Source organism: Aureimonas sp. AU20 (genome assembly GCF_001442755.1).
In the GTDB taxonomy this organism is placed as follows: Bacteria; Pseudomonadota; Alphaproteobacteria; order Rhizobiales; family Rhizobiaceae; genus Aureimonas.
The window spans coordinates 76,583-102,877 of sequence record NZ_CP006369.1 but is presented as its reverse complement, the minus strand read 5'-3'; the positions used below and the strand labels follow the sequence as shown (position 1 = coordinate 102,877).

Below are 26,295 nucleotides of genomic sequence, written 5' to 3'. Positions count from 1 at the left end.
CGGTGTCACGTTCCCGTCCGCGCGTGGTCGATCGCCGCGAGCCGCCGCGATTCCTCGAAGGCCGCCAGCAGGCGGTGGAGACGCTGATGGGCCGGCTCGTTCAGAAGGCCCCGCTCCCTCAGCCAGGCGTCGTCATACAGCGTGTCGAGATATTTCTCGCCGGCATCGCAGACCAGCACGACCATCGTGCTGCCCGGCTCCACCACGGCCAGCCGCTTCAAGGCGATGAAGATCGCGGCGCCCGCCGTTCCGCCGACGAGGAGACCCGTGCGCCGCGCCACGCCCCGCGCCGTGGTGAAAGCGTCCATGTCGCAGACGGTCACGCCCTCGTCGATCAGCGCGTGCACGACGTTCGGCCCGACCGTGAAGCCCGCGGGCGCGCCCGCACCCGTCTGCCAATACTTGCCGCCGGGGCCACCGAAGATGATCGAGCCTTTGGGCTCCACGCCGATGCTGGTGACGGCCGATCCCCGCTCGCGCAGGGCGCGGACGGTGCCGCACAGCGTGCCGCCCGTCCCGACCGCGCCGACGAGATAGTCGACGTCGCCCGCAAGATCCTCCAGCAGCTCGGCCGCGAGAGTGGCATAGCCGGCATTGTTGTTGGGGTTGTGATGCTGATCGGGCCAGAAGGCGCCCGTGTCGCGCGCGATCTCGCCGGCGACGCGGCGTCGCTCCACCGTGCTCGGCCCTTCGCCGTTGCCGCCCACCACGACGAGATGGGCGCCCATCGCCTGCATCGCGCGCAGCTTGTCCTTCGATGCGTGGTGATCGACCACGGCGATGAAGCGGTAGCCCCGTTCGATCGCGACGAGGGCAAGGCCCGTTCCCGTGTTGCCCGAGGTCGGCTCGACGATGGTTCCGCCGGGCTTCAGCGCGCCCGACCGTTCCGCCGCGAGGATCATCTCGCTCGCCATGCGGACCTTGGTCGATCCCGTCGGGTTGAACTGCTCGAGCTTCAGAAGCAGGCGGCTACCCGCTCCCGTGCGCGTCAGTTCCAGAAGCGGCGTTCGGCCGATCAGCTCCGCCGCGTTTGCGGCCACGCGCTCGCTCTTCATGGATGTCAGGCTCATCGCTCGTCCGTCCTCCAGAGAAAGCGCCCGTCCTGCTCCGTCAGGACGATCTTGGGCGGCAGGGGGAGTTGGTGGAATTCGCTCTCGTTCTTGTCCATCTGATAGCCGGCTGTGTTGGGATAGACGAGAAGGTCGCCATGGCGGGGCACGGCGGGAAAAAGGACTTTTCGCCAAGTCAGGACGTCGTATTCCATGCAGCTCGATCCGCCGACGGCCGCCTGGACCGGCGTCTGCTCCCGCGCCGGGCCGCGCTGCACGAGGATCGGCGTCGGTAGGTATTCGCTGCCCTTCCATTGCTCGGACAGGCTCATGCTGAGGCCGGCGACGGTGACGATTCCGTGCGCGTCGTTGCGCTTGAAGCCCTGCACGGGAAAGACGCTCATGCCGGCGCCGTCCAGAAGCGCCCGGCCGGGCTCGAGATAAAGGTCGATCCCCGCCGCCGAAAGCCGGGCCGCCAGGGACGCGGCCCCGGCCGGGCTTTGCAGGATCGCCTCCAGCATGGCCGCGCCGGTCGGCGCCTGAAAGTAAGGGTAGAAGCGATCGAAGCGCTTGCCGGCGTGAAACTGCGAGGGATCGAGCGACTCTTGGAACGAGCGCCAGTCGCCCTCTTCGAGATAGGCGCAGGCGAAGCCGCCCCCGATCGAGATCGCCGAGGCCGGAAAGCCGCGCTCGCGGGCGTCGAGGCACCGGTCCACCAGCGCGGCGGCGAGCTCTGCGCGGGGCGCGACCGCATAGCCGTCGAGATGGAAGGAGAAGCCGCGCATCTCGATCCTGTCCCGGCAGTCGGCACAGCGCGTCAGCGCCGCTTCAAGATCGCGTTCGCTAAGGCCGAACCGGCTGTCGGGATTGTTCGGTGGAAGCACGCGCAGCAGGATGCGCAGCGGCGGATCGCCTCCAGCGATGGCCGTGGCCCGATCGAGCTCGTCCAGCGCGTCGATGGCGAGGGTGCAGCCATGGCGCGCCGCGAGCCAGAGAAGATCGTCGCTCTTGGCCGCTCCGGTCACGCCGCTGTCCTCGCCCCGGATGCCGTTGGCGAGACAGTGGACGAGTTCCGGCACGCTCGCGACATCGACCGAACCACCAAGGCGCGCGACCTCGCGAAGCCAGGCGCCGGCCTTGTTGGCCTTCTTGCCGAAGTAAACGCTGCCCCGGACGCCATGGTCGCGCAGCACGCTTTGGAAGGCACCGAGATTTTCCGCGAACCGCTCGGGATAGATCAGATGGAACGGCCCGGCGACGGCGTGGGCGATGGCATCGAGCAGGGCTGTGTCCTGGCGCGCGGCTTTCGCCCAAGGAGCTTCGCGCGCCTGAAGAACGGGGGTCAGGTCCACAGTTCGATCCTCCGGCCGCGCCCCGCCGAAATGGCGCGGGTCGCCAGGGCGTGGGCGACGGGAATGTCGGTGATGATCATGCCGCTGGAAAAGGCGAAGACGCGATCTTCCGCCGACCGGCGACCCGGCTTGCGGCCTGCGACGATGTCGGGCAGCTCGGCGTCGATCCGGGCGATGCCGTCCGGGCCGGCGAGGCGCTTGCCCGTGACGCCCAACTGCCCTTCGCTGGTCGCGATCGCGTAGTCGGCCTCATGCAGCGCGCCGGCCTCCAGCCCCTTGCTTGCGACCGAGACGAGAAGCCCGCCGGGCGGGAGCCAGCTCGTTCTGACCTTGGGATGCGCCGCGCGGCCCGATGCGACCACCACGATGTCGGATCGCCCGACCGCATCGGGAACATCGTCCACCATCTCGATCCGCCGATCGGGAAAATAGCGCGCCAGGGTCTCGTGGCTGGCGGCGATCCCGTCGGGATGCGTTCCGAACAGCCGCAGCGTTTCGAGCTGGGGAAGCGCGGTGAGGAGATAGGGAAGCGTGTTCAACCCTTGCGCGCCGGTGCCGATCATCAGGGCCGAGCGGGCGCCTTCCCGCGCGCAATGTTTCGCGATGATGGCCGTCGTCGCGGGCGTGCGCGAGGCGCCGACACGGTGGCAATCCATGAAAACGGACGGCAGCCCGGTCGTGTCGTCGTAGAGGCTGATCGTCGTGTAGTATTTCTCGGCGCTTTCGCTTCCCTGCCGATAGGAGGTCTTGAACCCGACCTGCTCGATCGCACCGTCATAGCCGAGCATCGTGTAGGACACGGCGTCGCGCTCGGGCTCGGGCAGCGGCATCATAATCTTCGTCGGGCAGCGGGACGCGCCTTCGGCGAAGGATCGATAGGCGTCCTCGACAAGGGCGATGACCTCGGCCGGCGGAATATCGATGTCGGACAATTCGCTTCGCGCGATCACATGAACGGCGGGCGTGTGCAGGTAGGCGCTGGACATCGGGAAGAACCTCCTCGTCGAAATGGATGGGCCAAGCGACGCGCGATGAGGCGTTCGCCGCGAGGAACGCGGACGCTGGCAGAGCGGACATTGCCTTGGCTTTGGTGAGGGCCTGAAATCAGGCTCGGACGACGAGCGGTCGCGTGCCGCTCGTTTCGTGTCCGTTCCGGACCAAACGAAGGTCCGAAAGAGGAATGTCGCAGAGGGGAAGCGGGGGATCGAAGATGTGCCGTGTGGTCTTGGCGGGAAAACGCCTCCCGCTGCGGGCCATCGCGATGATATCGCTTGGCGTGATGATCTCGCCTTTCCGCCATGCCATGACGTCCACCTCACCATAATCGAGGAGAACGGCCGGGATGCGATCGAGACCTAGACGATGCGCCACCGTCAGCCGGTGATGGCCATCCATGACGAAGAAGTCACGCTTATGAACCGCGATCGGCTGCGTCCATCGTTGCTCGCGAACGATCTGGCGTTCGAGTTCGCTCGCGCGGTCAGGATCGATATCCTCGGTTGCAACAAGACAGAAAACATCCAAGAGACAGCAAGGCATCGGCAAATCCCTTCTCAGGCTGCGCGAAGTTCAAAAGGTGCTGGTTGATGGATTCAAAGTTCTGGACGAGAGCTAGATAAATTCTGCGTAATCGGCAGTCAATAGCTGTTGTTTTAATTCTCATACATGGAACTGTTATAGTTCTAATTCGAAACTCTTCTAAGTTTGCTTGAGAACTCACGGGAGCGGCGTGATACGTCCGAACCGCGCGGCGACCGGTAAAGGACGCGGAGCATGAGCGCAGCCGTCATAGGTCGGCACTTTGCGCCCGACGTGATCCCGATTTGCATGTGCTGGTGGTGCTGGTTCTCCCGAACTGGACCGCCGCGTTCGATGCTGTCGCAAACCGCTGGAGCGGCAGTCGGTAGGTCGATGAAGGTGCGTTGCGAATGGATGGTTCTCGACGGCGCGATCGGTGAGAGCGGCGAAACGCTGTACCCTCACCGCTTGCGAACGCGCACGACGAAGGCTGCCAAGCGTTTCCTGACCAAGGCGTTGAGCCGATCACCGCACGAAAGACCTTCGGTGATTTCGACGCACAACAACACACATCCCAATGAGGCCATCGCCTGCCTGCGAAGGAAAGGACAGCTCGCTCCCAACTGCCGACAGAGGCGGGTGACAGTCCTGAACAACCGGCTCGGGTCGGATCATGGCGAGCTGACGCAGCGAATCCGTGCTGTGCGTGGGTTTCAGTCGCAAAAGACCACGCATAACGCCACAAGCGGCTTCGAGACGATACGGATTGTCCTTAAAGCCAGTTTCGCTTGACGGCGAGCAGCTTGGCCGAAGGATCCGAAGCCCGATGCATCGGAAGGCTGTTCCAAGTCTTCATCGCCTGAAACTGGGACAGGACAGGATCATTGCGACCCGAGCGACTTTCCGTAACGGAGCCTTCTAAGGTCACCGCCCTCCCACACGCTGGTTAAGGGCCGCGATCTCGAGCGCGTTTCCAAAACGCGCCAGCGCATCACGGTTCTGTTCTCGCCTTGAGGGATGTTCTCGTGCTCCGTCAAAGCATGCGCGCGAGAACGTCGGTCTCACCGCCTTTGTCCTGGAGTCTGTGCAAGACGGCACCCGACACATGCAGCAGGACGCACGCGAGGAGGAGATAGGCGCTGTACATATGAAGCGCGGTGAATATCTCGAACAGCCGGTCGCTCTTCGGGATGATCTCGGGGATGTGCGAGACGAAGAAGAACGGAACCCCGTCGCTCTGTGAGAAGCTGCTCGACATTGCATAGCCGAAGAACGGCGTTGCTATCGTCAAGGCGATCATCAGGCGCTGCACGGTGGCGGACAGGAAGCGCTCCCATGGTTTCAGACCGTGGGGCTCCTGCGGCAAGGTCGAGCGCATGCGCCAACGAAGGGTCAGATGAACCAGCGCCAACAGCCAGACCAGGACCCCAAACTGCTTGTGGTTGGGATAAAGGAAAGCGGCGACGGCATCCCCCTCCTCCCGTCCCGTCATGAACCAGCCGCACGCTAGAAGCCCCAGGATCAAGACCGCACGCGTCCAGTGCAGGACCCGGATCGATGACGGGTATCGGATCGCGGTCGGCTCTCTATTGTGAAGCATCGGACTTCCCTACCGTTTGCTGCGCACGCGGCGCCGTCCCGTCGGCGAGCCATGGAACCATCGGCCCATTGCCCGACTGTGCAGGTTCGATGGAGGCTCGGTGGAGAGATCGATTTGCCCCGAGCCAGCGGATCGGACGGTCTGCGAGGAAGAGCGAAGAGCGCGGCAGGCCCATCGACCCTCTCGCCGAAAGCCCTGGCGTCAGACGCGGCAGAGCGATGGCGAGGATCGTGACGGTCCCCAAATCGCTCAAGGATCGGCGAGCGGGAACGAGATGCCGGGCCGCCGGGGCGGTCGAGGCGCGTTGCCCAACGGCAAGGCCATCTCGAACAAGGCCCCTCCCGCCGGCGATGGTCGATATCGCAAACGTCCGCCGTGCGCCTCGACGATGGCGCGCACGACCGACAGGCCCAGGCCGTTTCCCCCGAGCTCTCGGGAGCGGACCGGGTCGCCGCGCACGAAGGGTTCGAAGACACGCGTCGCCATTTCTGCCGGCAGCCCCGGACCTTCGTCGGCGACACCCAGGATGGCCTCGTCTTCCGATGCCCTCAGCGAGAGGGTGATCGCACCCCGCACGGCATGACGGCGTGCGTTGGTGACGAGGGCGAGGAGCGCTTGGCGGATGCGCGCTGCGTCGGCCTGAACGCAGATGTCGGTCAGCTCCAGCCGTAGCTCGAGGCCCTCGGCCTTGAGATCGGGCGCCAGGAGCTCGGCCATCTCCGCGACGCCGCCCGCCAGACGCACGGGCTCGATGCGCAGATCGAGATGGCCGCTGTCGGCCAGTGTCACCGTTCGAAGGTCCTCCACCAACCGCGCCAGATTATCGACCTGCAGGACGAGGCCACGCAGGGAGCGCTCGTCGGGCTCGAAGATGCCGTCGATGATGCCCTGGAGCCGACCTTTCAGGATGGTGAGCGGCGTGCGAAGCTCATGGGCGATCGTGGCATTCCACACCGCCATGTCGGCCGCCATGTCTTCCAGGCGCTGCGCCATGATGTTGAAGTCGTCGACGAGGCTGGCCGTCTCGCCCAGCGAGCGATCGCCCGCTTCGGCTCTCGCCGTCAGGTCGCCGCCGGCGATCCGGCGCGCGCCTTGGACGACCGTTTCGAGGGGCTGAAGGATACGACGCGCCAGCCGAAGGGCGATCACGGCCGCGATCGGCAGCGCAATGAGGATGGCGGCCGAAAGGATCGCGAGATCGGTGACCGTCAGCCACTCGTCGCCCGTGTCCAACCGGGGATAGAAAACCATGATCACGATGTAGGCGAGATAGGTGCCGAAGAAGACGACGAGGCTCGCCACCACGGTGATGGCGGACATGGCGAGGAGGATCTGGCGGCTCAATCCGGCGGGTAGCCTCATGACTTTAGTCCAGAAGCCGGTAGCCGACGCCGCGCACGCCCGGCAGGAAGCCGACCGCGCCGGCCTGCTCGAGCTTTCGGCGCAGCTTGGAGAGATGGCTGTCCACGGTGCGGTCGAGCGCGTCCGAGCCCGGCAGGCAGGCGTCCACCAGCTCGCCCCTCGTGAAGACCTTGGTGGGGCTGCGGGCCATGTGCGCGAGAATGCGAAACTCGGTCAGCGTCAACTGGATGGCCGCATCGTCGAGACTGGCGCGGTAGGCATCGAGGTCGATCGAAAGCTTGCCCACGCGCAGGACGCCGCCCGAACCGGCCAGCCCCGAGCGACGCAGCACGGCCTTGGCCCGCGCCACCACCTCGATCGGGTTGAAGGGCTTCACCACGTAATCGTCCGCGCCGATGCGCAGGCCCTGCAACCGATCGATGTCCTGGTCCAGCGCGGTGATCATGATCGCAGGCGTCGTGCCTCGTCGGCGCAGCTCGGCCAGAACCTCCCAGCCGTCGAGGCGCGGCATGGTGACGTCGAGCAGCAGAAGATCGGGCTTCAGAGAGAGATGAAGGTCGAGCGCGGTGCGTCCGTCGCGCGCCTTCACCGTGCGAAAACCCTCGCGCACGAGATAGGCGTCGAGGATCGCGGCGATCTCGTCGTCGTCTTCGGCGATCAGAACAAGGGCTGACATGCGGGGCGCTCTCCTTGCCCCTTGGATGCCATCCGCATCGCCGGGCGTCGAGCGCTTCCTGCCCTCCTCCACGAAACCGCAACACAAGCTCCACACCGCACCCACCCGGCGACACGATAAGGGCCGCGTCGCATCCGAGCGATGCTCTCCATGGATGTTCGCGATGACGCGCCCGCCCCGCTTCTCGACCTTGACCCTTCTTCTTGCGGCCGCAGCCGGCCTCGCGGCGTGCACCGAGGCGCGAACCGACCCGGTTCCGGGCGAGGTCTGGACGCAGCCGCCGCGCGTCGCGGTGGTGACGGTCCGGCCGCATCGGGTCGTGGTGGTGGACGAGTTGCCGGGGCGGGTCTCGGCCCTGCGCACCGCCGAAATCCGTCCGCAGGTCGGCGGGTTGATCCAGACGGTGCTTTTTGCGGAAGGGTCCGAGGTCGCGGCCGACCAGCCCTTGTTCCAGATCGACCCCGCCCCGCTCGCAGCCGACGTGGAGGCTGCTTCGGCCGTTCTGGCCCGGGCCGAGGCCGATCTTCTCAACGCCGGCCTCAAGTTCGACCGCATCCAGGCTTTGTCGGACGTTCGGACCGCCAGCGCCGCCGCGCTCGGCGATGCCACGGCCGCGCTCGCTCAGGCCAAGGCCAGCGTCGCGGAGGCGAAAGCCAATCTGACGCGTCGCAAGCTGGAACTCGCGCACGCCACCGTGCGCAGCCCTATCCCCGGACGCATCGGCCAGGCCTTCGTCACGGAGGGCGGCCTGGCCTCGGTCGGCGCGGCGTCGGCGCTCGCCGTCGTCCAGCAACTCGACCGCGTGTATCTCGACCTGCGCCAGTCCGCCACGCGCCGCGAGGCTATCGAGGATCTGATGGCGAGCGGCGGGAGCGAGGGGGCCGGAACGCTGCCGGTTGCCATCCTGACGATCGCGGGCCGACCCTACGAGTTCTTCGGCAAGGCGCTCTATTCCGAAAGCACAACCGATCCCGGCACGGGCAGCATCGCGCTGCGTGTCGAGGTGCCCAATCCGCACCGCCAGCTCCTGCCGGGCATGTATCTGCGTGCCCGCGTGCCGAGCGCGGTCTATCCCCAAGCCTTGAGCGTGCCGCAGCAGGCGGTCGGCCGCGACGGCGCGGGTCGCCCGCACCTCACCATCTTGAACGCGGACAAGACCGCCGCGCGTCGCGACGTCGAGTTGGGCCCTCTGGTCGAGCGCCAATACGTGATCCTGTCCGGCCTGTCCGCCGGCGAGACCGTCCTCGTGGAAGGGCAGGACCGCGCCGAGCCTGGGCGCAAGCTCGACGCCGTGCCCTACCGTCCCGCCGCAAGTCCCGCGAGCGAAAGCTGATCGGTCGATCCCATGCCCCAGTTCTTCATCGAGCGGCCCGTCTTCGCCTGGGTCATCGCGATCTTCATCACACTGGCGGGGCTGGCCGCGATCCCGCAGCTTCCGGTGTCGCGCTTTCCCTCGATCGCCCCGCCCAGCGTCAGCATCGGCGCGTCCTACACGGGGGCCAGTCCGCAGACCGTCAGCGACAGCGTGGTCGCGCCGATCGAGCGCGAACTGACGGCGGTAAAGGACCTTCTCTACTTCGAGTCGTCCGCCGACGCCTCGGGCAATGCCAGCGTCACGGTCACCTTCAAGAGCGGCACCGACCCGGAGCTTGCGCAGGTCGACGTCCAGAACCGGCTGAAAGCCGTCGAGCCACGGCTGCCGGAGGCCGTGCGCCGCGCCGGTCTCTCCGTCGAGTCCGCCTCGTCGGGCTTCCTGATGATCGTCTCGCTGCGCTCGCGTGACGGCAGCGTCGATCCCTTGACGCTCGACGACTATCTCGCCCGCACCCTGGCGCCGGAGCTCAAGCGCGTGGCCGGCGTCGGCCGCGTCCAGTCCTTCGGCTCGGAAGCGGCGATGCGGGTCTGGGTGGACCCCGGCCGCCTCCTGTCCTACTCGACATCGATCGCCGAGATCACGCAGGCCATCCAGACGCAGAACGTGCAGGTCGCGCCCGGTCGTCTCGGCGAGGCTCCGGCGGTGCCCGGCCAGGCGATCAGCGTTCCGCTGACGCTGAGCGGCCAGTTGGAGACGCCGGCGGAGTTCGCCGCCATCGTCCTGCGTTCCAATCCGGACGGCTCGAAGCTGACATTGGGCGACGTCGCGCGGATCGAAGTCGGCGCTCAGACGATGGGATTCTCGATCCGCGACGGCGGAAAGCCCGCAACGGCCGCAGCTATCCAGCTTGCGCCCGGCGCCAATGCCGTAGCGACATCCCAAAGCGTGCGCGCGCGCCTCGCCGAGCTTCAGCCCTCCATGCCCGAGGGTGTCGCCTATGCCGTCTCCTACGACACCGCGCCCTTCGTGAAGCTCTCGATCGTCCAGGTCGCCAAGACGCTCGCCGAGGCCATGGTGCTGGTGTTCCTGATCATGTTCCTGTTCCTGCAGAACGTCCGCTACACGCTGATCCCGACGATCGTCGCGCCGATCGCGCTTCTCGGCACGTTCGCGGCGATGTGGGCGATCGGCTACTCCGTCAACGTCCTGACGATGTTCGGCATGGTGCTCGCCATCGGCATCATCGTGGACGACGCGATCGTCGTGGTGGAGAGCGTCGAGCGTCTGATGGCGAGCGAAGGGCTGTCGCCGCGCGAGGCGACGCGCCGCGCCATGCGCGAGATCACGGGAGCGGTGGTCGGCATCACTCTGGTGCTGGTGGCCGTGTTCCTGCCGATGGGCCTTGCCACCGGCGCGGTCGGGGCGATTTATCGCCAATTCACGGTCTCGCTCGCGGTCTCCATCCTCTTCTCGGCCTTTCTGGCCCTCACGTTGACGCCCGCCTTGTGCGCCACCATCCTGAAGCCGGTCGCGCCCCATCACGAGCGCCGAGGCGTCTTCGCCTGGTTCAACGGCGGCTTCGACCGCCTGACCGGCCGCACCAGCCGCTGGGTCGGCTGGCTCGTCAAGCGCGGCGGGCGCGTCATGCTGGTCTACGGCGCGATCGTCGGGATGCTGGTGTTCGGATACGGCGCACTGCCGACCGCCTTCGTACCGGACGAGGACCAGGGCACGTTCATGACTTCCTTCACTCTCCCGGCGGACGCGACGGCCGAACGCACGCAAAAGCTGGTGAAGCAGTTCGACGCCCATGCCGCCTCGCGCCCCGACATCGAGAACAACCTCTCGATCCTCGGCTTCGGTTTCACGGGCTCGGGACCCAATACGGCCATGGCCTTCACCACGCTTCGCGATTTCGACAAGCGCACCGGGAGCACCGACGGCGAAGTCGAGGCTGCAACGCAGGCGATGCGCGATGCGACGGAGGGCGAGGTCCTCGTCATGAAGCCGCCCGCCATCGAGGAACTCGGCACGACCTCGGGCTTCTCGCTGCGGCTCGTGGACCGGGCGGCCCGCGATGCGGCGGCGCTTCGCACGGCGGCCGACACGCTGATCGACCTTGCCGGGCGAAGCCGCGCCTTGCGCGACGTGCGCGTCGACGGCCTGCCCGGCGGCCCCACCGTGAAACTGCGTGTCGACCGCGACAAGGCCGGTGCTCTCGGGCTTTCCTTTTCCACCATCAGCGACGCGCTCGGCGCGGCCATGGGCTCGACCTACGTCAACGACTTCCCGCGCGCCGGACGGCTCCAGCAGGTCATCGTCCAGGCGCGGGCGGAAGACCGGATGCAGGTGGAGGATGTCCTGAAGCTCCACGTGCGCAACGACCGGGGCGGGATGGTCCCCCTCGCCGAGGTGGTGACACCGGAATGGTCGGTCGGGCCTCTTCAGCTCAATCGCACCAACGGCTACCCCTCGCTGAGCATTTCGGGCGATGCCGCCCCGGGCGTGTCGAGCGGCAGCGCCATGGACGAGATGGAGCGGCTCGCGGCAGAGCTTCCGTCCGGCTTCGCCGTGGAATGGATGGGCCAGTCCTTCCAGGAGCGCCAGTCCGCCTCGCAGGCGCCGATCCTCGTCGCGCTGTCGTTCGCCGTCGTTTTCCTGGTGCTGGCGGCGCTCTACGAGAGCTGGGCGATTCCGGTCTCGGTGATGCTGGTCGTGCCGCTCGGCATCCTGGGCGCCGTCGCGGCCGTGCATCTGCGCGGGCTGGAGAACGACGTGTTCTTCAAGGTCGGGCTCGTCACGCTGATCGGCCTGTCGGCCAAGAACGCGGTGCTCATCGTGGAGTTCGCACGCAAGCTGCACGCGGAGGGGCATAGTCTTGCCGAGGCGGCGCGGGAGGCGGCCCGCCTGCGCCTGCGGCCGATCGTGATGACCTCGCTCGCCTTCGCGCTCGGCATCGTGCCGCTGGTGATCGCCCACGGCCCGAGTTCGGAAACGCAGAACGCGCTCGGCACCGGCCTCCTCGGCGGCATGATCTCGGCCACCGTCCTTGCCGTTCTCTTCGTGCCGGTCTTTTTCGTGCTCGTCATGCGGCTCGCCCAGCGCAAGCGGGCGGCAACGCCCCTCGTTCCCGAGACTGGAAACCCGGCATGATCCCCGCACCCTCCCTCAGAGGCCGGAGCGGAGGAATGCGTCACGGGCACAATCTCGACCACATGCCAAACTCTGACCGTTCAAGCCGCTGGCGGTCCCCTGAGCTCGGGATGGAAGCTCGGTCGCTCGCCCAGCTTCGGCATTCCTGAGCTTCGGATACGCTCTCACCCAATCCTGAGACATAGCGGACGGTTTGAAACCCATTTGGCGGACGCCGGGCCTCGCTCGTCAGTTTCCGATCGCTCCGAACACCAGTCCGGCGTGCAGAGCGATGCCAGCTTCCGCTCCAGACGCGGCCGCGATCAGCGCATTGTTCGCACGAGCGATGTCGCCGGCGGCATAGGCGCCCGCAACGCTCGTCATCCGCGCGGCGTCGGTCGTGATGATGGGTCCGAAACGCCCCTGCTCGATGGTGCAGCCGAGTTGCTCTGCTATCCCGCTTCTCAGCGGTGATCGGGGAGCCACGTACAAGGCGTCGATCGGGAGTCTGCGCCCATCGGCAAGAAGGATCGAGGAGAGACTGGTGCCCTCGCCCTCCAACGCGCGGACCGGAGCGGGCTCGACGCGCACTCCGCGAGACGCGAGCCGCGCCATCATCTCGCCTTCCGGAGGGGCATGGCCATCCAAGAAAAAAGTCACCGGACCCCAGTCGGCGATGAGGTTCGCCTGCATCGCCGACATGGGATGCGACTGGAGGACGCCGAGCTGTCGGTCCGCGAACTCGTACCCATGACAATAGGGACAGGCCAACACCGTCTTCCCCCACCGCTCGGCCAGGCCCGGGAGGTCCGGCAGGACGTCGCTCACACCGAAGGCAAGAACGATCCGACGCGAGTTCAGGACGTCGCCGGAACGAAGGGTGACAGCGAAGTCGTCGATCCCGCCACTGACCCCGGTTGCCAGACCCTTGACGAACCGGGCCGTGGGATAGGCTCCAAGCTGCTCACGCGCTTGGGACAGCATGTCCAGGGGGTCGCTGCCGTCCCTGGTCAAGAAGCCGTGGGAGCGTGAAGCGAAGCGGTTTCGGGGAGTGCCATCGTCGATCACGCACACTCGCCGCCGCGCGCGAGCGATATAAAGGGCTGCCGCCAATCCCGCGAAGCTGCCGCCGATGATGATCGCGTCGTCCATACCTGCCACCCTAACTGCAACTCTGTGAGTAGCAATAAGGCTGGACAGAAAGAATTGCAACTTTCGAAGTTCCGGTTATGACGAATGCGGTAGCGAAGAGAAAGGAAGCCGCACCGTGGCCAAGGACGCTCGACTGACGCGGGTCACGCACGTTCTCGTCCATATGGCCGGGCACGGTGGTCTGGCAGCCTCCGATCGGATTGCCGAGATGCTCGGAACAAACCCGGTCGTCGTGCGACGGATGATGGGTCTGTTGCGAAACGCGGGCCTCGTCCGATCGACGGCGGGAGCGCGCGGCGGATGGCAGCTGACGCGCGAGCTTCGAGACATTACCCTTCTCGAAGTCCATCGAGCGCTACAGTCATCCGTCTTCTCCATCGATGCCGGCACCATGGCGGCGCCGTGCAAGGTCGAGCGCGCGGCCAACGAGGCGATCGCGGGCGCACTCGACACGGGCCGACAGGCGTTCGAAAACGCTCTGGCCAACATCACGCTGGATGATGTACGCGCCGCGACCAGCCTCTAACGGGCCCGATCGCGTAGCGGCAAGGTTGTAAAGGGGGGCGAAAGCTTGAAACTGCCTGATCGGTTCGTCTGGCGTCCCCGGGACCTCCTGCGCGAACTCGGCCAAGTGCTGAACCTCGTTCCCTATCTGGCGATCCTTGCCACGCCTTTCGGCTTCGCGGTGTGGGTGATGGGCTTGGGCGGCAACGCGACGATGGAGGAGATCGAAGCGTCCTGGTGGTTCAAGGGCTACCTCGCGATGATCCTCTTCATCCCCTCCATGGCCGTTTGCGCCCTTCTCGAATGGTGGTCCCGGCGGCGCGGCTGGATGAGGGTGCGAGCCGGCGTCCGCATCTTCCGATGGACGCACTTCCTGGCGGCGTTCGGACCGATCGTCGTCCTGATCCTCCTTCCGTGATCCCGCTACCCGTTCGTGTCTTGCGGAACGAATGGCGAGTGCTTCGCGGGCCAGACGCCGGGTCGACGCCGCTTTCGACCCCTGGCCGTCCCAAGCCGACCTCACTCGCAAACAGCGTCTTATCTGCGATCTGGCAGGGCCCCGCAGCCGCGATACATGCGCTGCCTGAAGGGATCACCAACGCTGGGGTTGCGGTCCTTTCGCCGAGAGACGTAGGGATGGCGTCCCGTCGCCATCGGTCAGGCAGAGGAGAGGGGTTGGACATGCGACATCGCGATCGCGCACAGATGTTGGGTTTTGCACTGCTGGCGGCCGCCTGCCTAGCCGGCTGCAACGGCGAGGGCAAAGACGGCGCGGCGAAGGGGACTGCGACGCAGAGTTTGTCGTCGGCCGAGCAGGCGGAGCTCGCCAAGTCCAATGCCTACATCACGGCCGCCAACGAGAGTTCGGGCGCGTTCGGCAACGCCCTGGCGACGTACCGGGACACGGTTTCTCCCAAGCTTTCCGGCAACCGCCCGCTGGAGACCTACGCCGTCGTTCCGGTTCAGCTCGTGACCAAGATCCGCACCCGTCTGGAGACTGCGGGCGCGATGCAGGGTTCGATCCCGGAGCTCGACCCGGCGGCCCGCGACTATGCCGCCGCCATCGCCGCCTTCGAGCCGGTCAACAACGGCCTGTCCAACTATGCCCAATCCAAGGGCTTCCTGACGGACGGCGGCGCCAAGGCGCGGGCGGAGGACCCCGCCTTCGTCGCATCCCTCGCCAAGGTCGCGGACGCGGAGACCGTCTTCTACGACAAGATCGAGGCGCGCGACGAGCGTCTGATGCGCGAGGCCTACGACAAGGCGCCGGAGGGTAGCGTGGAGCGCTACCGCGCGGGCATCGTCCTGCGCGGCAAGGCGGCCATGAAGGAGGCTCTGACCGTCTTCACCGACCCGGCCGACGTCGCCACACGGCAGGCGTTCGCGAAGAATCTCGACGAGATGGCGGGGATGGTCGAGAACTGGGACCGTGTCGTCAGGGCCGAGAAGCCGGAAGGATGCCCGGCGCTTCAGGGGAGCTTTAACTCTGTGATCGCGGACGGACGCAAGGCGGTCCAGAGTGCCGGCGAGGGCCGGTTCGATCCGAACTCCGGCACGCCGTCCTTCATCCTGCAGCAGGATTACAGCCGCCTCCAGCAGAACTTTTCCATGATGATCCTCCAGCTCAACCAACCCTTCTCCTGCTGAAGGGCGGGGCTTCGTCGGCCATGCGATACGGGGGGCGCCGGGAACCGCGCCTGCGAGCCACATCCGCGTTCGGCCCGTTCGGAAGGACGCGGGATGCAGGCCGGCGGAAAGAACGGTCTTGGCGGGATCGAACTGAAAACCCTGTTCGCAAACTCTGTGGGGTCGGTTCGACGGTTCTATTTCCGCCGTCACGCCAAGGCGAACCATCCGCATGGGCCGCTGCCCCTCCTCGCCGATGCGCCCTCGCCCCCTCGAGTTTAGCGCCTCACGACACCCGAAAATCCTTCGCCGGCCCTGCGCCGCCGAGTTTCCAAACAAGCCTCCAGGGATGTCATGCGCCGCCAGCTTTCTTTCCTCGGCCTCGTCTTGCTGCTTCTCGTGTCCGTCGTCCCGTCGAGCGCCTCCCAGTCGCAGTCGGGACGCTATGGCCCGCTCGCGCTGATCGTGCGCGACGACGGGATGATCCACGGCGTGTTTGCCGAGCAACGGGTCGGCAACGGCACGTTGGACGCGCCGCAGTTCGGCTGCCTGTTTCTTCTCGAGGGCCGTACGGAGGGTGAGCGGGCGCGCGTGGACACGTGGTTTCCGGGCGAGGTCGAGCATATTCGCGGAGAGCTTCGTCTGGGCGCGGCGCCCAGCCTTCGGCTCGAGGAAAACCACGGCGGCTGCCTGATGGCGAGCGGCGACATGAAGGATGCGCCCTACGAACTCCATCTGGACGAGCGGCGGGCGGACTGGATCGGAGCGGGGCTCGTCACCGCCGAGCGGGCGATCCTGCATCCCGAACCCATCGACGCGCCGGGACGCAAGCGTCCCTATCTCGTCCAGTTCGATCCCGTCGCGGTGCTGTCGCAACGTCCCGGCTGGGTCCGCGTCGAGTATCTCGCAGCCGCCGGAGGACCTGTGACGGGTTGGCTTCGCGACGCGGACGTTGCCTTCAGCGCGCCGACGCGTCCCTGACGCGCCGGGCCCGATGGATCCGGTGGCTCGGGTTAGACCGTGGTGGTCGGCTTGCCCGTGGCCGTGGCAAGCACAGCCTGCTGGTCCATGGAGCCCGGCGATCGTCGGTCGCCCCGTCTTTCCAGCCATGCCAGATCGCGGATCGGACGCGCCCGGGTGCATCGTCCCGCGAGACGATCATGGAGCCGTTGCCGGCGTGTCGGGTCTTCGCCCCGCACCAGCTTTACGGCAAGATGGGCGGGGAGATCGGATGGACCGCGAATGCGGTCTTGCGTTCCATGCGGTTCGATCGGCCGCCCGACCCGGCGCGGGGCGACGTTGACCGATGGTGCGACGAGCGCATTTGGCGGCGGGCGCCAAGAGCCTGTTTGGAAACTCGGTCGGGTCGGTCCAACGGTTTCTTTTTCGCCGTCACCCCAGGGCGAGACACGCCGCGCAAGCGCGTCAGTGCTGCGCAAGCGCATCAGATGTTTCGCCCGTCCGCATGGACCGTTGCCAATCCTCGCCGATGTGCCCGCGCATCACTCAAGTTTGGCGCCTCGCGACGCCCCAAAATTCCTTGCCGGCCCTCCGCCGCCGAGTTGCCAAACCGTCGCTAATGGCCTCACTTCAACCGACGAGGATATTCCATGCAGCTTGCCATCCCGCTTCTACCCATCATGGCGCTTCTGGCCGGTGCGTGCGTGGTGCCGGCAAATGCGCAAGGCCCGGAGACCGTCGAGGTCGGCGGTGATCCCGAGCTCGATGCCTGCGCCAGCCTCGGGCGGATCGCCCGACTCGACCCGAAGGGCGACAACTTCCTTTCGGTCCGCGAAGGTCCGAGTTCGAAGCACCGGGAACGCGATCGCCTCAGCGCCGGCGCACTTGTGGCGATCTGCGACGAACGCGGTCCCTGGCGCGGGATCGTCTACCCCGCTCCTGGGACGGAGGCTGATTGCGGCGTGTCCTCTCCGCAAGCAACGCGCTCGCCCTATCGCGGCCCTTGCCGCTCGGGCTGGGTGCATAGCCGCTTCGTGGACGTCGTCGCGGGATGAGGCGCCAGGGGTCGAGGACTCGGATCGTGCGGACAAGCCCAGCCTTCATGCCTCTGGCCGCTGTCGTCTGGCTGAATGCCAGGAGCCTGATCGATGCTTACGGTGCAGGGCCCCCTACTCCGCGCGCGCGACCAACATGGACAAGTGGACCGATCCCCTGCCATGGCTGCTGCCCCGCCCGGGGCGCCGTGACACGATCGCACCTGGCATCCCGATCAGGCTCCGCCGATCATGCCGATCGTCGCGCGAGCGAAAATTCCCGCCGATGCGCCGACCGACGCGATCACCCAGAGTTTGGCCACTCGAGTGCCAGCCGTGGTCAGGATGGCGATGCCGGGCAGGTCGAGCGGATGGACGAGCCAGCCCGCCGCACGGTTGGCGAACTGGGCGTCGATCTCGTCGGCGGCCTTCTGGTCGGCCATGGCGCCGAGGGCTGCAACGCCGCCGCCAAGATACTTGCTCAAGGTCGGGGTGATGAGGCGCTGATCGATCCCGAGCCAGTCGAGGGGTGTTGCGAGCAGCCAGTTCAGGCCGTCGAGGCCGCCGGCCGCCCGTACCGCGGCGATGATGCTGAGCGAGAGCGCCATGATGGGGATGGACCCCGTGGCGATCCGGAAGGCTTCGCCGCCGGCGCGGTTGATGATCGCGAGAATGCCACGCGCGTCCTCCACGATCGCATGATGCGCGACGGCGTCCTCGCCCGGTCCCTCGCTCGACAGATGGCGGCCGAAGACGTGGTAGGTCATCGTCGCCGCGATGAGGCCGCCCAGCAATGAGATCGCCAGAAACCGTCCGACGTCGAGCCCGAGCGCGGCCATGGGAAAGACGACGTTAGCCTGCCCCATCGCGAGGACCATGGCGAAGGTCGTGGCGAGATGCCGGTCCGAGACGCCTTGCCGATCCATGGTGGCAAGCGTGGCGACGGGCGCGGCGAAGCTGACGAAGCTGACCTGCAGGAGCGCGATGATGCTGAGCCCGGTGAGGCCGACGGGGCGCAGGATCGGTGCGAGGAGCCGCGTCAGCCCGTCGAGGAGGCCCGCCGCCTCCGCCAGCCGCATGATCGAGAGCATGACGACCATGACCGGGAGGAGCGTGAAGAGCGACAGCTCCACCGCCGAGCGCCCGGCCGCCATGATGGTGCCGATGATGTCCATGGCCGGGGACCCTGCCACCGCGCGCGGCTCAGGCGTCCCGATCGACGGCGAAGGGCGACCAGGCCTGGCGCTGGGACATGACCTCGAGCCGGTTGATGGCGATGTGCGCCGGCAGGGTGGCGACGTAGACGATCTGGTCCGCGATGTCTTCCGCCGTCAGCGGCGTGGTGTCGCGATAGACGGCGTCGGACGCTGCCTGATTGCCGCGCGTGCGCACCAGCGTGAACTCGGTCTCGGCCGCGCCCGGCGCGATGTCGGTCACACGCACGCCTGTCTTCAGGAGATCGCAGCGCAGGTTGAGGCTGAACTGCTTCACGAAGGCCTTGGTCGCCCCGTAGACGTGGCTGCCGGGATAGGGCCATTCGCCCGCCACCGATCCGATGTTGATGATGCTTGCGCCCTTGCCCGTTTGGATCAGCAGCGGCAGGACGGCATGGGTCGTGTTGACGAGGCCGGTCACGTTGGTGTCGATCATCGTATGCCAATCGGCCAGCGCGACCTGTGGCGCCAGTTCCGGCGCGAGGGCGAGGCCCGCATTGTTCACGAGCGCGGTGATGCCCCGGAAGTCCGCCGGCAGCGCATCCACCACGGCCTGGACGGCTGCGGCATCGCGCACGTCGAGAGCGGCGATGTGGACCGGCACCTGATCGTTCAATTCGGCCGCCAGTTCCTCCAGTCGCTCGACGCGGCGGCCGGTGAGGACGAGTGCCCAGCCCTCGCGGGCGAAGCGGCGGGCAGCGGCGCGGCCGAAGCCGGAGGTCGCGCCGGTGATGAAGGCGACGTTGGTCATGATGGGTCCTTAGTGTCGAATGGGCTCGGCTGCGCGGGAGCGCGCCGCAATGGCATGCGGGGAACGATCCGGCCAGGCGGTCGGCGGGCGTCAGTCCATCCGCTCGAGGAACTTGCGCACCCGCTCCGAATCCGGGTTGCCGAAGAACTTCTCCGGCGGCGCCTTCTCGATGATGAGGCCCTTGTCGAGAAACACGACCTGGTCGGATACGGCTCTGGCGAAGTCCATCTCGTGGGTGACGACGATCATCGTGTACCCTTCCGCCGAGAGGTCGCGCATCACCTGCAGCACCTCGCCCACGCGCTCCGGGTCGAGCGCCGAGGTCGGCTCGTCGAAGAGGATCACCTCCGGGCTCATGGCGAGCGCGCGGGCGATGGCGACACGTTGCTTCTGTCCGCCGGACAGGGTGAAGGGATAGACCTCCGCCTTCTCCAGAAGGCCGACCTTGTCCAGGAGGCCCATCGCCTCCTCGCGGGCCTGCGCCTTGGGCACGCCCTTCACCTGGACGGGCGAGATCATGACGTTCTCGACGACGTTGAGATGGGGCCAGAGGTTGAAGCTCTGGAAGACCATGCCGGCCCGGGCGCGGATGGCGGCCATCTCCCGGTTGGTCATCTTGCGTTTCCTGGCCTCGTTGAAGCCGATGCGCTCCCCCGCGATGCGGATCGCGCCGCTGTCGGGCTCTTCCAGCCAATTGATGCAGCGAAGCATGGTCGATTTGCCGGAGCCCGAGGAGCCGAGGACGCTGACGACCTCGCCCTTGGCGACGGTGAGGTCGATGTCGCGCAGGACCTCGATCCCTGAACGGCGTGTCTGTGCGGCTCGCTCCGTCGCGCAACGTCGATTAGGGCCTTTCAGCGGCGGCCTTCCGCCAACCTCACCCGCCCCCCCTATTCGTGGTCATAGCCCTCCCCGGCCCTACTTTCCTGGCCCAGTTCAGCATCCCTTCCCGGACCGCCACGCCAGGCGTCAACGCACATCGCGCGCACCAGACACTTGCGTTTCATTGGCATTGCAGTATTCTTTGCATCATAAAGCGCTTGGGGGATAGGATGTCTGAACTGAAGGACGCGCTGGCCGATATCGAGGCGATCCGCCGGCGGATGGCGGCCGGAACCGTGTTCAAGGGGTTCGGGCCGCTCGCGCTCGGGGCGACGGCGCTCGTCGCGCTCGCCACCGCGACGATCCAGAACGTGTTTCCGCCCGGCACGCCGCTGGCCTTCTTCGTGGCCTGGATCGTGGCTGCGGTCCTCTGCGCCGCCTTGATCGCGGCGGAGACGGTCGTGCGCACGGGCCGCACCCATGGCGGCCTCGCCGACGCGATGCTTCATCAGGCCATCCAGCATTTTCTTCCCGCCGGGGTCGCGGGCGGCGTGTTCGCCGCCGTGATCGGCCGCTTCTCCCCGGACAGCGCCTGGTTGATCCCCGGCCTTTGGCAGGTGCTGGTGGGGCTCGGCGTCTTCGCCGCCGCGCCCTCGCTTCCCAAAGGCGCCGTGCTTGGTGCCGCGTGGTACTTCGTCTGCGGTTTCGGCGTGATGATGATGATGGCGGCGCGGCCGGGAGAGCTGTCGCCCTGGGGCATGGCGCTTCCCTTCGCGATCGGCCAGACCATCCTCGCCCTGGTGGTTCGTCGCGCGGCGGAGAATGGCTATGACGAAATCTGAAGCGCCCGCCCCCTTCGCCTATGACGGGCTGGATCGCGTCATCCACGAAAAGGCCCGGCTCGGCGTGATGACCTCGCTCGCCGGCAAGCCCAAGGGGCTGGGCTTTGCCGATCTCAAGCGCCTCTGCGGGCTGACCGACGGCAATCTCAGCCGCCATCTCCAAGTCTTGGAGGAGGCCGGCTTCGTGCGCATCGACAAGAGCTTTGCGGGAAAGCGGCCGGTGACGACCTGTTTCCTGACCGACAAGGGGCGCGAGAGCTTTCTCGACTATCTCGCCATCCTCGAACAGGTCGTGCGCGATGCCGCCGCCGCGTCCAAGCGCAGCCTTTCCGACCTCTCAGTGAAACCCGCTTAGAGCCTTTCCCGGCGAAGCTGCCACGCTTTGCCGGGAAAGGCTCCGCCCATTCATTTATCCAAGGACTTTGCAATGCAAAGCACTCTCGACAGAAAATTCCATGCCGGCATCATCATGGACGGCAACGGGCGATGGGCGACCCGGCTCGACCTTTCGCGCAGCCAGGGCCACCGCGCCGGGGTGCGCGCCATCCGGCCGATCGTCGAGGCGGCGAAGGACATGGGCGTCGGCACGCTGACGCTCTACGCCTTTTCCGGCGACAACTGGAAGCGGCCGCCCGCCGAGGTCGCCGTGCTGATGACGCTGCTGAAATCCTATCTGGCCGAGGAGATCGAAACTCTCACAGCTATGGGCGTGCGCCTCAGCGTGATCGGTCGCCGCGATCGGATTTCGCCAGCGCTGGCGCGACGCATCGAGGAAGCGGAGGCGCGGTCCGCGAGCGCCGGGGCGCTGCATCTGCGCATCGCCTTCGACTATTCCTCCCGCGACGCCATCCTCGACGCCGCCCGCCGGTCCCGGTCGGACACGACGCGGGAGGAGTTCGCGCGCCTGCTCACCGGCGGCGCGCCCGAATTGGATCTCGTCATCAGAACCGGCGGGGAGCAGCGGCTCAGCGACTTCCTGCTTTACGAATGCGCCTATGCCGAACTCCTGTTCACGGCGCGTCTGTGGCCGGATTTCCAGCCCGAGCACCTGCGCGAAGCCCTGGCGGAGTTCCGCAGCCGCCAGCGCCGGTTCGGCGCCGCGCCGGCCGAGAGGGTCGCCGCGTGAGCCGCTTGGAGCGAAGCGGGCGCGCGCCTGCCCTCGATCTGCCGTGGCGATTCGGCCCACGCGGCCCGGTCTCGCGCCGCCGGGTCGGGCGCAGCTTGCTGATGGCGGGCCTCGTGCTGGCGGGCGCCAGCCTTCTCTGGGGCGTCTCCGCCTCTCCGGCTTGGCAGGCCTTCGCGCTGGGGCTCGCCTTTCCCGGCGGCGGGTTCGTGATCTGCGGCGCTTCCGCGCCGGCCATGGACATGACGGTCCTCTGGATCGGCGGCGCGTCGGCGGCGGCCTTCGGCCTCGCCTTATCTCTCTGGTTCGCGACCGGAAACGTGCTTGGGCCGCCTGCGGTCTGGCTCGGCGCCGCCGTCGCCGCGTCGCTCTATGCCCTCCACCACGGCTGCCTTGCGGCGGAGAGCGGCGGACTGTCGGTTCTTGGCCTCACGCTGGCGGCGGGTCTTGTCGGGTTGGGGCTTGCCTTCTTTCGCCCGGTCCCGGTTTCGACGCCAGGCCTGATGGAGCGTCCGGCCGCGCGACCCATCGTCCGGGCCACCGCCTCCCCGAGCGAACTCGGCGACGACGATCTCGCGCGCCTGCGCTTTCTGCTCGATCGCGCCTTGCAGCCGCTGGACCGGTTCGACGGGTTCGAAAGGCTAGATCCGTTTCAGTCCGCCGCCTTGCGCTACCAGTTGCAGTTCGCCGGCTTCGCCCTCGCCATGGTCCAGCGAAACCACCTGCCCGCCCTCCAGGCCTATCTCACGGACGCGCAGGCGAACCTGATCGATAAGGCGCGAGCGCACCGCGTCTGGCGCTATTGGGCCGCCGAAAGCCTCTGGGGGCGGGGCCGGATCGACCCCAACCCGTTCGCCGCCGACAACGTCATGTATACCGGCTTCTGCGCCACGCAGATCGCCCTGTTCCAGGCCGCCTCCGGCGACAGGCGCTTCAGCGTGCCGGGCGCCTTCTCGCTCACCCATCCCTCCGGCCGCCGGTTCGAGGCGGATTTTCCCTCGCTGGTCGGCAACATCGCGGAGCAGCACGCCCGGTCCGACTTCGGCCTGATCGCCTGCGAGCCGAACTGGCTCTTTCCCGTCTGCAACAGCATCGGCTATGCCGCCATCGCCGCGCATGATGCGCAGTTCGGCTCGGGGGTCTGGGCCGGCATGGCCGCCCGTCAGCAGGCCATGCTGCGAAGCGAGTTCACCGATGGTCGCGGGCGGTTCGTCACGTGCCGCTCCAGCCACACGGGGCTCGCCATGCCCGCGATCGGCGGCGTGCTCACACAATTGCTGCCGAGTTTCTTTCTGAACGCGACCCTGCCCGGTCTTGCCGCCGAGAACTGGCAGCGCCTGCGCGGCGAACTCATCGCGCAGACGGGTGCCAGCACCCGCCCGCGCCTCGGCCAATTCTGGCCGATCGATGTCGGCAATTATCGCTTTACCCGGATCGCAGGTCTTTGCGGGGCAGCTGCCACGGCGGTGGAGCTAGGGGACCGGGAGGTCGCGGAGGCGATGCTGGACGCGCTCGACGCCCGCTATCCCATGGCGACATCGCACCGGATCGGACACCGCCCCGATGCCTCGATCTGGTCGCACGCCTTCGAGATCATGGCGCGGTGCGGGCGCCAGGACGGGCTGCGCGATCTGGTCCAGAATCCCGTCGACCCCAGCCGGGCCGAGACATCGCCCCACATCTCCGCCTGCCCCTACCCGGCGGCGCTGGTCGCCAAAGCCGCCGCGTTGGACGGGCAACTCGACATCACTCTGGTTCCAGGCTCCGGCGCCGCGCGCGTTTCGCTGGAGTTGGCCGGCCTGCGGCGGTCGCGAGTCTATCGGCGCTCCGACGACGCCTCCGCCTTCACGAGCGGCCCGGACGGGCGGGCCTCGATCGACATCCACCTGACCGAACGGCGCCGCATCACGATCCGCGAGGCCGCGTGATGGCCTGCTGCATCCTGGCCGGCCTCGCCTTCGGCGCGGCCCTCAGCCTCGCGCGTGCGATCCGCCGCCTGTTCGGCACGCGGACAGACCCATTGAACTGGAGACCGGACCGGTGAACACGCCTGACCTTGGAAAGACCGCTTCGCCCGCCCCGGTGCTGACCGCCTTGCGAGCCATTTGGCGCAAGCGGATCAGGAGCTTCGGCCATGCCTTTTCCGGTATCGGCTACATGGTCGCCACCCAGCCGCACGCCCGGTTTCATCTCCTGGCCGTCGCCGTCGTCGCCCTTGTGGGCTGGTCGCTTTCCATCACCGTCACCGACTGGATGATCCTCGCCCTTGCCTGCGGCTTCGTTCTCGCCATGGAGGCGGTGAACACGGCGATGGAGCATCTCTGCGACGTCGTCTGCCCCGCCTGGAGCGAGAGCGTGCGCCGGACGAAGGATGTGGCCGCTGGCGCCGTTCTTCTCGCGGCCGTCACGGCGGCGATCGTCGGCCTTCTCGTCGTCGCCAGGAACCTGGCCTGACCGGCGTCCGCAAGCGACGCCGCTCAGGCCGCCAAGCGCCCGTCGAAGCGCCGACGCGCGCTCTCGACCTCATCCATGTTCTGCAGCGTCCAGGCATAGAGCGCCTTGAAGGGCGTCTGCAGCGAGCGCCCGAGCGGCGTGATCTCGTATTCCACGGCCACCGGCGAGACGGGGATCACCCGACGCGAAACCAGACCGTTTCGCTCCAGGCGTCGCAGGCACTGGGTCAGGGCCTTCTGCGTCACCCCTTCGAGCTGGCGCTTGATCGCGTTGAAGCGCCTCGGCCCGGCGTCCAGCACGGTCAGGACCATCATCGACCACTTGTCGGCGATCTGGTCGAAGAGCAGGCGGCTGGGGCAGTCCACCGCGAAATGCTGGCATTCGGGCATTCGGTTTCCTCCGGTATACCTGGGAGCCTGAAAGTGCGTAATTGACGCTAGGTCTACAAAGTATACCTAAGGCCCGTCACGATCAACGGAGCCTTGCGTATGTCCGCCTCCACCGAAACCCTGTTCCGCCCGATTCGGATCGGGTCGCTCGATCTGCCCAACCGCATCGTAATGGCGCCGATGACGCGCTCCTTCGCCCCCGGCGGCGTGCCCGGCCCCGCCAATGCCGAGTATTACCGGCGCAGAGCCGAAGGCGGCGTCGGCCTCATCCTGTCCGAGGGCACGGTGGTGAACCGCCCGGCCTCGCGCAACGATCCCGGCATTCCCTTCTTTCATGGCGAGGCGGCGCTGGCCGGCTGGAAGGGCGTCATCGACGGCGTTCACGCCGCCGGCGGCCGCATGGGGCCGCAGCTCTGGCACACGGGCGCGGTGAAAAGCTTCCTCACCGCCTGGGAGCCCGACGTGCCGGTCGAGAGCCCCTCGGGCCTCGACGCGCCGGGCGTGGCGCGCGGCGTCGCCATGAGCGAGGAGGCGATCGCCGATACGGTCGCGGCCTTCGCCAAGGCCGCCGCCGACGCCAAGCGTCTCGGCTTCGACACGATCGAACTCCACGGCGCCCACGGCTATCTGATCGACCAGTTCTTCTGGGCCGGCACCAACCTGCGGGACGACCGCTACGGCGGCGCCACGCTGCGCGAGCGCTCGCGCCTCGCGGCCGAGATCGTCTCGGCCGTGCGCGCAGCGGTGGGACCGGACTTCCCCATCATCCTGCGCGTCAGCCAGTGGAAGCAGCAGGACTACGCGGTGCGCCTCGCCGAAACGCCGGACCTCATGACAGACTGGCTCGCGCCGCTGGTCGAAGCCGGCGTCGACATTCTTCATTGCTCGCAGCGCCGGTTCTGGGAACCGGAGTTCCCCGAGATCGACGGCGAAACGGGCCTGAACTTCGCTGGCTGGGCCAAGAAGCTGACGGGCGCCAGGACGATCAGCGTCGGATCGGTCGGCCTGTCCGGCGATTTCATGGCCGCCTTCGGGGGCGAGAATTCCGTGAGCGTCGGGCTGGGCGGCCTGATCGAGCGCATGGAGCGGGACGAGTTCGACCTGATCGCGGTCGGCCGCGCGCTGATCACGGAGCCGCAATGGGTCGCGAAGGTGCGCGCGGGCGAAAGCGCCGGCCTGCGCGGCTTCGACGCCAAGGCTCTCGCCGAACTCGTTTGACCCCGGAGTCGTCGGAGCGAACCGGGCGGGGTCTCGAACGGTTTCCTAGAAACTCCGCTCGATCGCATACACGAGTAGCAGCATCACGGCCCAGGTGAAGGAACCGACGACGACGCGGATCAGGAGCCGATCGAAGCGTTTGGGAGTCATCGCCCCATGCGCTTCGTCAAGGTCTTGAGACGCGTCTCGATCTTCGGATGGT

The 26,295-nt window shown here is 67.2% G+C and carries 26 protein-coding genes; 14 read left to right on the top strand and 12 right to left on the bottom strand.

Translation table 11 applies throughout. The features are described from left to right. Positions 1 to 5: 5 nt before the first annotated feature. The 4 genes from M673_RS19515 to M673_RS19500 all read right to left on the bottom strand — a co-directional run bounded on the left by M673_RS19515 (position 6) and on the right by M673_RS19500 (position 3,940). Complete coding sequence (locus tag M673_RS19515) at positions 6 to 1,070, bottom strand: PLP-dependent cysteine synthase family protein (protein WP_244493214.1); 1,065 nt, start codon at positions 1,068 to 1,070, stop codon at positions 6 to 8. Beyond that, on the bottom strand, positions 1,067 to 2,395 hold the full coding sequence (locus tag M673_RS19510) for a Y4yA family PLP-dependent enzyme (RefSeq protein ID WP_443111191.1): 1,329 nt from the start codon (positions 2,393 to 2,395) through the stop codon (positions 1,067 to 1,069). The genes M673_RS19515 and M673_RS19510 overlap by 4 nt, the downstream gene beginning before the upstream one ends. Continuing rightward, on the bottom strand, positions 2,392 to 3,387 hold the full coding sequence (locus M673_RS19505; protein ID WP_061978394.1) for an ornithine cyclodeaminase: 996 nt from the start codon (positions 3,385 to 3,387) through the stop codon (positions 2,392 to 2,394). Before M673_RS19505 ends, M673_RS19510 begins: the two co-directional genes overlap by 4 nt. A 118-nt stretch (positions 3,388 to 3,505) precedes the next feature. Further along, the gene (locus tag M673_RS19500) at positions 3,506 to 3,940 is read right to left on the bottom strand and encodes a ParB N-terminal domain-containing protein (protein WP_061978393.1); all 435 of its coding nucleotides are present in this window, start codon (positions 3,938 to 3,940) and stop codon (positions 3,506 to 3,508) included. Between the two features lie 234 nt (positions 3,941 to 4,174). On the opposite strand from M673_RS19500, the gene M673_RS23805 reads away from it, so the two are divergent. After that, complete coding sequence (locus M673_RS23805; protein ID WP_082639897.1) at positions 4,175 to 4,711, top strand: DDE-type integrase/transposase/recombinase; 537 nt, start codon at positions 4,175 to 4,177, stop codon at positions 4,709 to 4,711. 241 nt (positions 4,712 to 4,952) lie between these two features. Here the strand turns inward: M673_RS23805 and M673_RS19495 are convergent, their stop codons facing one another. From M673_RS19495 to M673_RS19485, 3 genes are all read right to left on the bottom strand, one after another. After that, positions 4,953 to 5,519: a cytochrome b gene (locus M673_RS19495; protein WP_061978392.1), complete on the bottom strand. Its 567-nt coding sequence runs from the start codon at positions 5,517 to 5,519 to the stop codon at positions 4,953 to 4,955. A 249-nt stretch (positions 5,520 to 5,768) separates the two neighbouring features. Continuing rightward, positions 5,769 to 6,881: an ATP-binding protein gene (locus tag M673_RS19490; protein ID WP_061978391.1), complete on the bottom strand. Its 1,113-nt coding sequence runs from the start codon at positions 6,879 to 6,881 to the stop codon at positions 5,769 to 5,771. A gap of 4 nt (positions 6,882 to 6,885) precedes the next feature. Further along, entirely contained in the window at positions 6,886 to 7,557 is a 672-nt protein-coding gene (locus M673_RS19485; RefSeq protein WP_061978390.1) for a response regulator, read from the bottom strand. A gap of 163 nt (positions 7,558 to 7,720) precedes the next feature. On the opposite strand from M673_RS19485, the gene M673_RS19480 reads away from it, so the two are divergent. Together M673_RS19480 and M673_RS19475 are read left to right on the top strand one after the other, a co-directional pair. Continuing rightward, on the top strand, positions 7,721 to 8,890 hold the full coding sequence (locus M673_RS19480; RefSeq protein WP_061978683.1) for an efflux RND transporter periplasmic adaptor subunit: 1,170 nt from the start codon (positions 7,721 to 7,723) through the stop codon (positions 8,888 to 8,890). A 12-nt stretch (positions 8,891 to 8,902) separates the two neighbouring features. After that, the gene (locus tag M673_RS19475) at positions 8,903 to 12,025 is read left to right on the top strand and encodes a multidrug efflux RND transporter permease subunit (protein WP_061978389.1); all 3,123 of its coding nucleotides are present in this window, start codon (positions 8,903 to 8,905) and stop codon (positions 12,023 to 12,025) included. 228 nt (positions 12,026 to 12,253) lie between these two features. Here M673_RS19475 and M673_RS19470 read toward each other — a convergent pair whose 3' ends face one another. After that, positions 12,254 to 13,156: an NAD(P)/FAD-dependent oxidoreductase gene (locus tag M673_RS19470; RefSeq protein WP_061978682.1), complete on the bottom strand. Its 903-nt coding sequence runs from the start codon at positions 13,154 to 13,156 to the stop codon at positions 12,254 to 12,256. Positions 13,157 to 13,271: 115 nt separating this feature from the next. Here M673_RS19470 and M673_RS19465 point away from each other — a divergent pair, with 115 nt between their 5' ends. The 5 genes from M673_RS19465 (at position 13,272) to M673_RS19445 (ending at position 17,301) form a co-directional block, all read left to right on the top strand. Then, positions 13,272 to 13,682, top strand: a complete 411-nt coding sequence (locus M673_RS19465; protein WP_148640197.1) for an Rrf2 family transcriptional regulator — start codon at positions 13,272 to 13,274, stop codon at positions 13,680 to 13,682. A gap of 45 nt (positions 13,683 to 13,727) precedes the next feature. Beyond that, positions 13,728 to 14,078 carry a hypothetical protein gene (locus tag M673_RS24340; protein WP_061978388.1) on the top strand — a complete coding sequence of 117 codons (351 nt, stop codon included), beginning with the start codon at positions 13,728 to 13,730 and terminating at the stop codon, positions 14,076 to 14,078. A 263-nt stretch (positions 14,079 to 14,341) separates the two neighbouring features. Continuing rightward, positions 14,342 to 15,307 (top strand): DUF3829 domain-containing protein, encoded by a 966-nt coding sequence (locus tag M673_RS19455; protein ID WP_061978387.1) that lies wholly within the window; start codon positions 14,342 to 14,344, stop codon positions 15,305 to 15,307. Between the two features lie 333 nt (positions 15,308 to 15,640). Further along, positions 15,641 to 16,267 carry a hypothetical protein gene (locus M673_RS19450; protein ID WP_061978386.1) on the top strand — a complete coding sequence of 209 codons (627 nt, stop codon included), beginning with the start codon at positions 15,641 to 15,643 and terminating at the stop codon, positions 16,265 to 16,267. Between the two features lie 629 nt (positions 16,268 to 16,896). Beyond that, positions 16,897 to 17,301: a hypothetical protein gene (locus M673_RS19445; RefSeq protein ID WP_061978385.1), complete on the top strand. Its 405-nt coding sequence runs from the start codon at positions 16,897 to 16,899 to the stop codon at positions 17,299 to 17,301. A 215-nt stretch (positions 17,302 to 17,516) separates the two neighbouring features. Here the strand turns inward: M673_RS19445 and M673_RS19440 are convergent, their stop codons facing one another. The 3 genes from M673_RS19440 to M673_RS19430 form a co-directional block, all read right to left on the bottom strand. Then, positions 17,517 to 18,455 carry a nucleoside recognition family protein gene (locus tag M673_RS19440; RefSeq protein WP_061978384.1) on the bottom strand — a complete coding sequence of 313 codons (939 nt, stop codon included), beginning with the start codon at positions 18,453 to 18,455 and terminating at the stop codon, positions 17,517 to 17,519. A gap of 28 nt (positions 18,456 to 18,483) precedes the next feature. Further along, positions 18,484 to 19,245 (bottom strand): SDR family NAD(P)-dependent oxidoreductase, encoded by a 762-nt coding sequence (locus M673_RS19435; protein ID WP_061978383.1) that lies wholly within the window; start codon positions 19,243 to 19,245, stop codon positions 18,484 to 18,486. Between the two features lie 90 nt (positions 19,246 to 19,335). Next, on the bottom strand, positions 19,336 to 20,103 hold the full coding sequence (locus M673_RS19430; protein ID WP_061978382.1) for an amino acid ABC transporter ATP-binding protein: 768 nt from the start codon (positions 20,101 to 20,103) through the stop codon (positions 19,336 to 19,338). Positions 20,104 to 20,297: 194 nt separating this feature from the next. Between M673_RS19430 and M673_RS19425 the strand changes: the two genes are divergently transcribed. The 5 genes from M673_RS19425 (at position 20,298) to M673_RS19405 (ending at position 24,486) form a co-directional block, all read left to right on the top strand. Beyond that, a complete protein-coding gene (locus tag M673_RS19425) occupies positions 20,298 to 20,909 on the top strand; it encodes a hypothetical protein (protein WP_061978381.1) in 612 nt (203 codons plus the stop codon). Continuing rightward, entirely contained in the window at positions 20,896 to 21,264 is a 369-nt protein-coding gene (locus tag M673_RS19420) for a winged helix-turn-helix domain-containing protein (RefSeq protein ID WP_061978380.1), read from the top strand. The genes M673_RS19425 and M673_RS19420 overlap by 14 nt, the downstream gene beginning before the upstream one ends. A gap of 72 nt (positions 21,265 to 21,336) precedes the next feature. Continuing rightward, complete coding sequence (uppS, locus tag M673_RS19415) at positions 21,337 to 22,035, top strand: polyprenyl diphosphate synthase (protein ID WP_061978379.1); 699 nt, start codon at positions 21,337 to 21,339, stop codon at positions 22,033 to 22,035. Next, positions 22,032 to 23,960 carry a linalool dehydratase/isomerase domain-containing protein gene (locus M673_RS19410; RefSeq protein ID WP_061978378.1) on the top strand — a complete coding sequence of 643 codons (1,929 nt, stop codon included), beginning with the start codon at positions 22,032 to 22,034 and terminating at the stop codon, positions 23,958 to 23,960. The genes uppS and M673_RS19410 overlap by 4 nt, the downstream gene beginning before the upstream one ends. Before the next feature lie 112 nt (positions 23,961 to 24,072). Beyond that, positions 24,073 to 24,486, top strand: a complete 414-nt coding sequence (locus tag M673_RS19405; protein WP_061978377.1) for a diacylglycerol kinase family protein — start codon at positions 24,073 to 24,075, stop codon at positions 24,484 to 24,486. A 23-nt stretch (positions 24,487 to 24,509) separates the two neighbouring features. Here M673_RS19405 and M673_RS19400 read toward each other — a convergent pair whose 3' ends face one another. Beyond that, positions 24,510 to 24,875, bottom strand: coding sequence for a winged helix-turn-helix transcriptional regulator (locus tag M673_RS19400; protein ID WP_061978376.1), 366 nt, complete (start codon positions 24,873 to 24,875; stop codon positions 24,510 to 24,512). Between the two features lie 99 nt (positions 24,876 to 24,974). Here M673_RS19400 and M673_RS19395 point away from each other — a divergent pair, with 99 nt between their 5' ends. Next, the gene (locus M673_RS19395; RefSeq protein ID WP_061978375.1) at positions 24,975 to 26,093 is read left to right on the top strand and encodes an NADH:flavin oxidoreductase; all 1,119 of its coding nucleotides are present in this window, start codon (positions 24,975 to 24,977) and stop codon (positions 26,091 to 26,093) included. Positions 26,094 to 26,295: the final 202 nt, after the last annotated feature.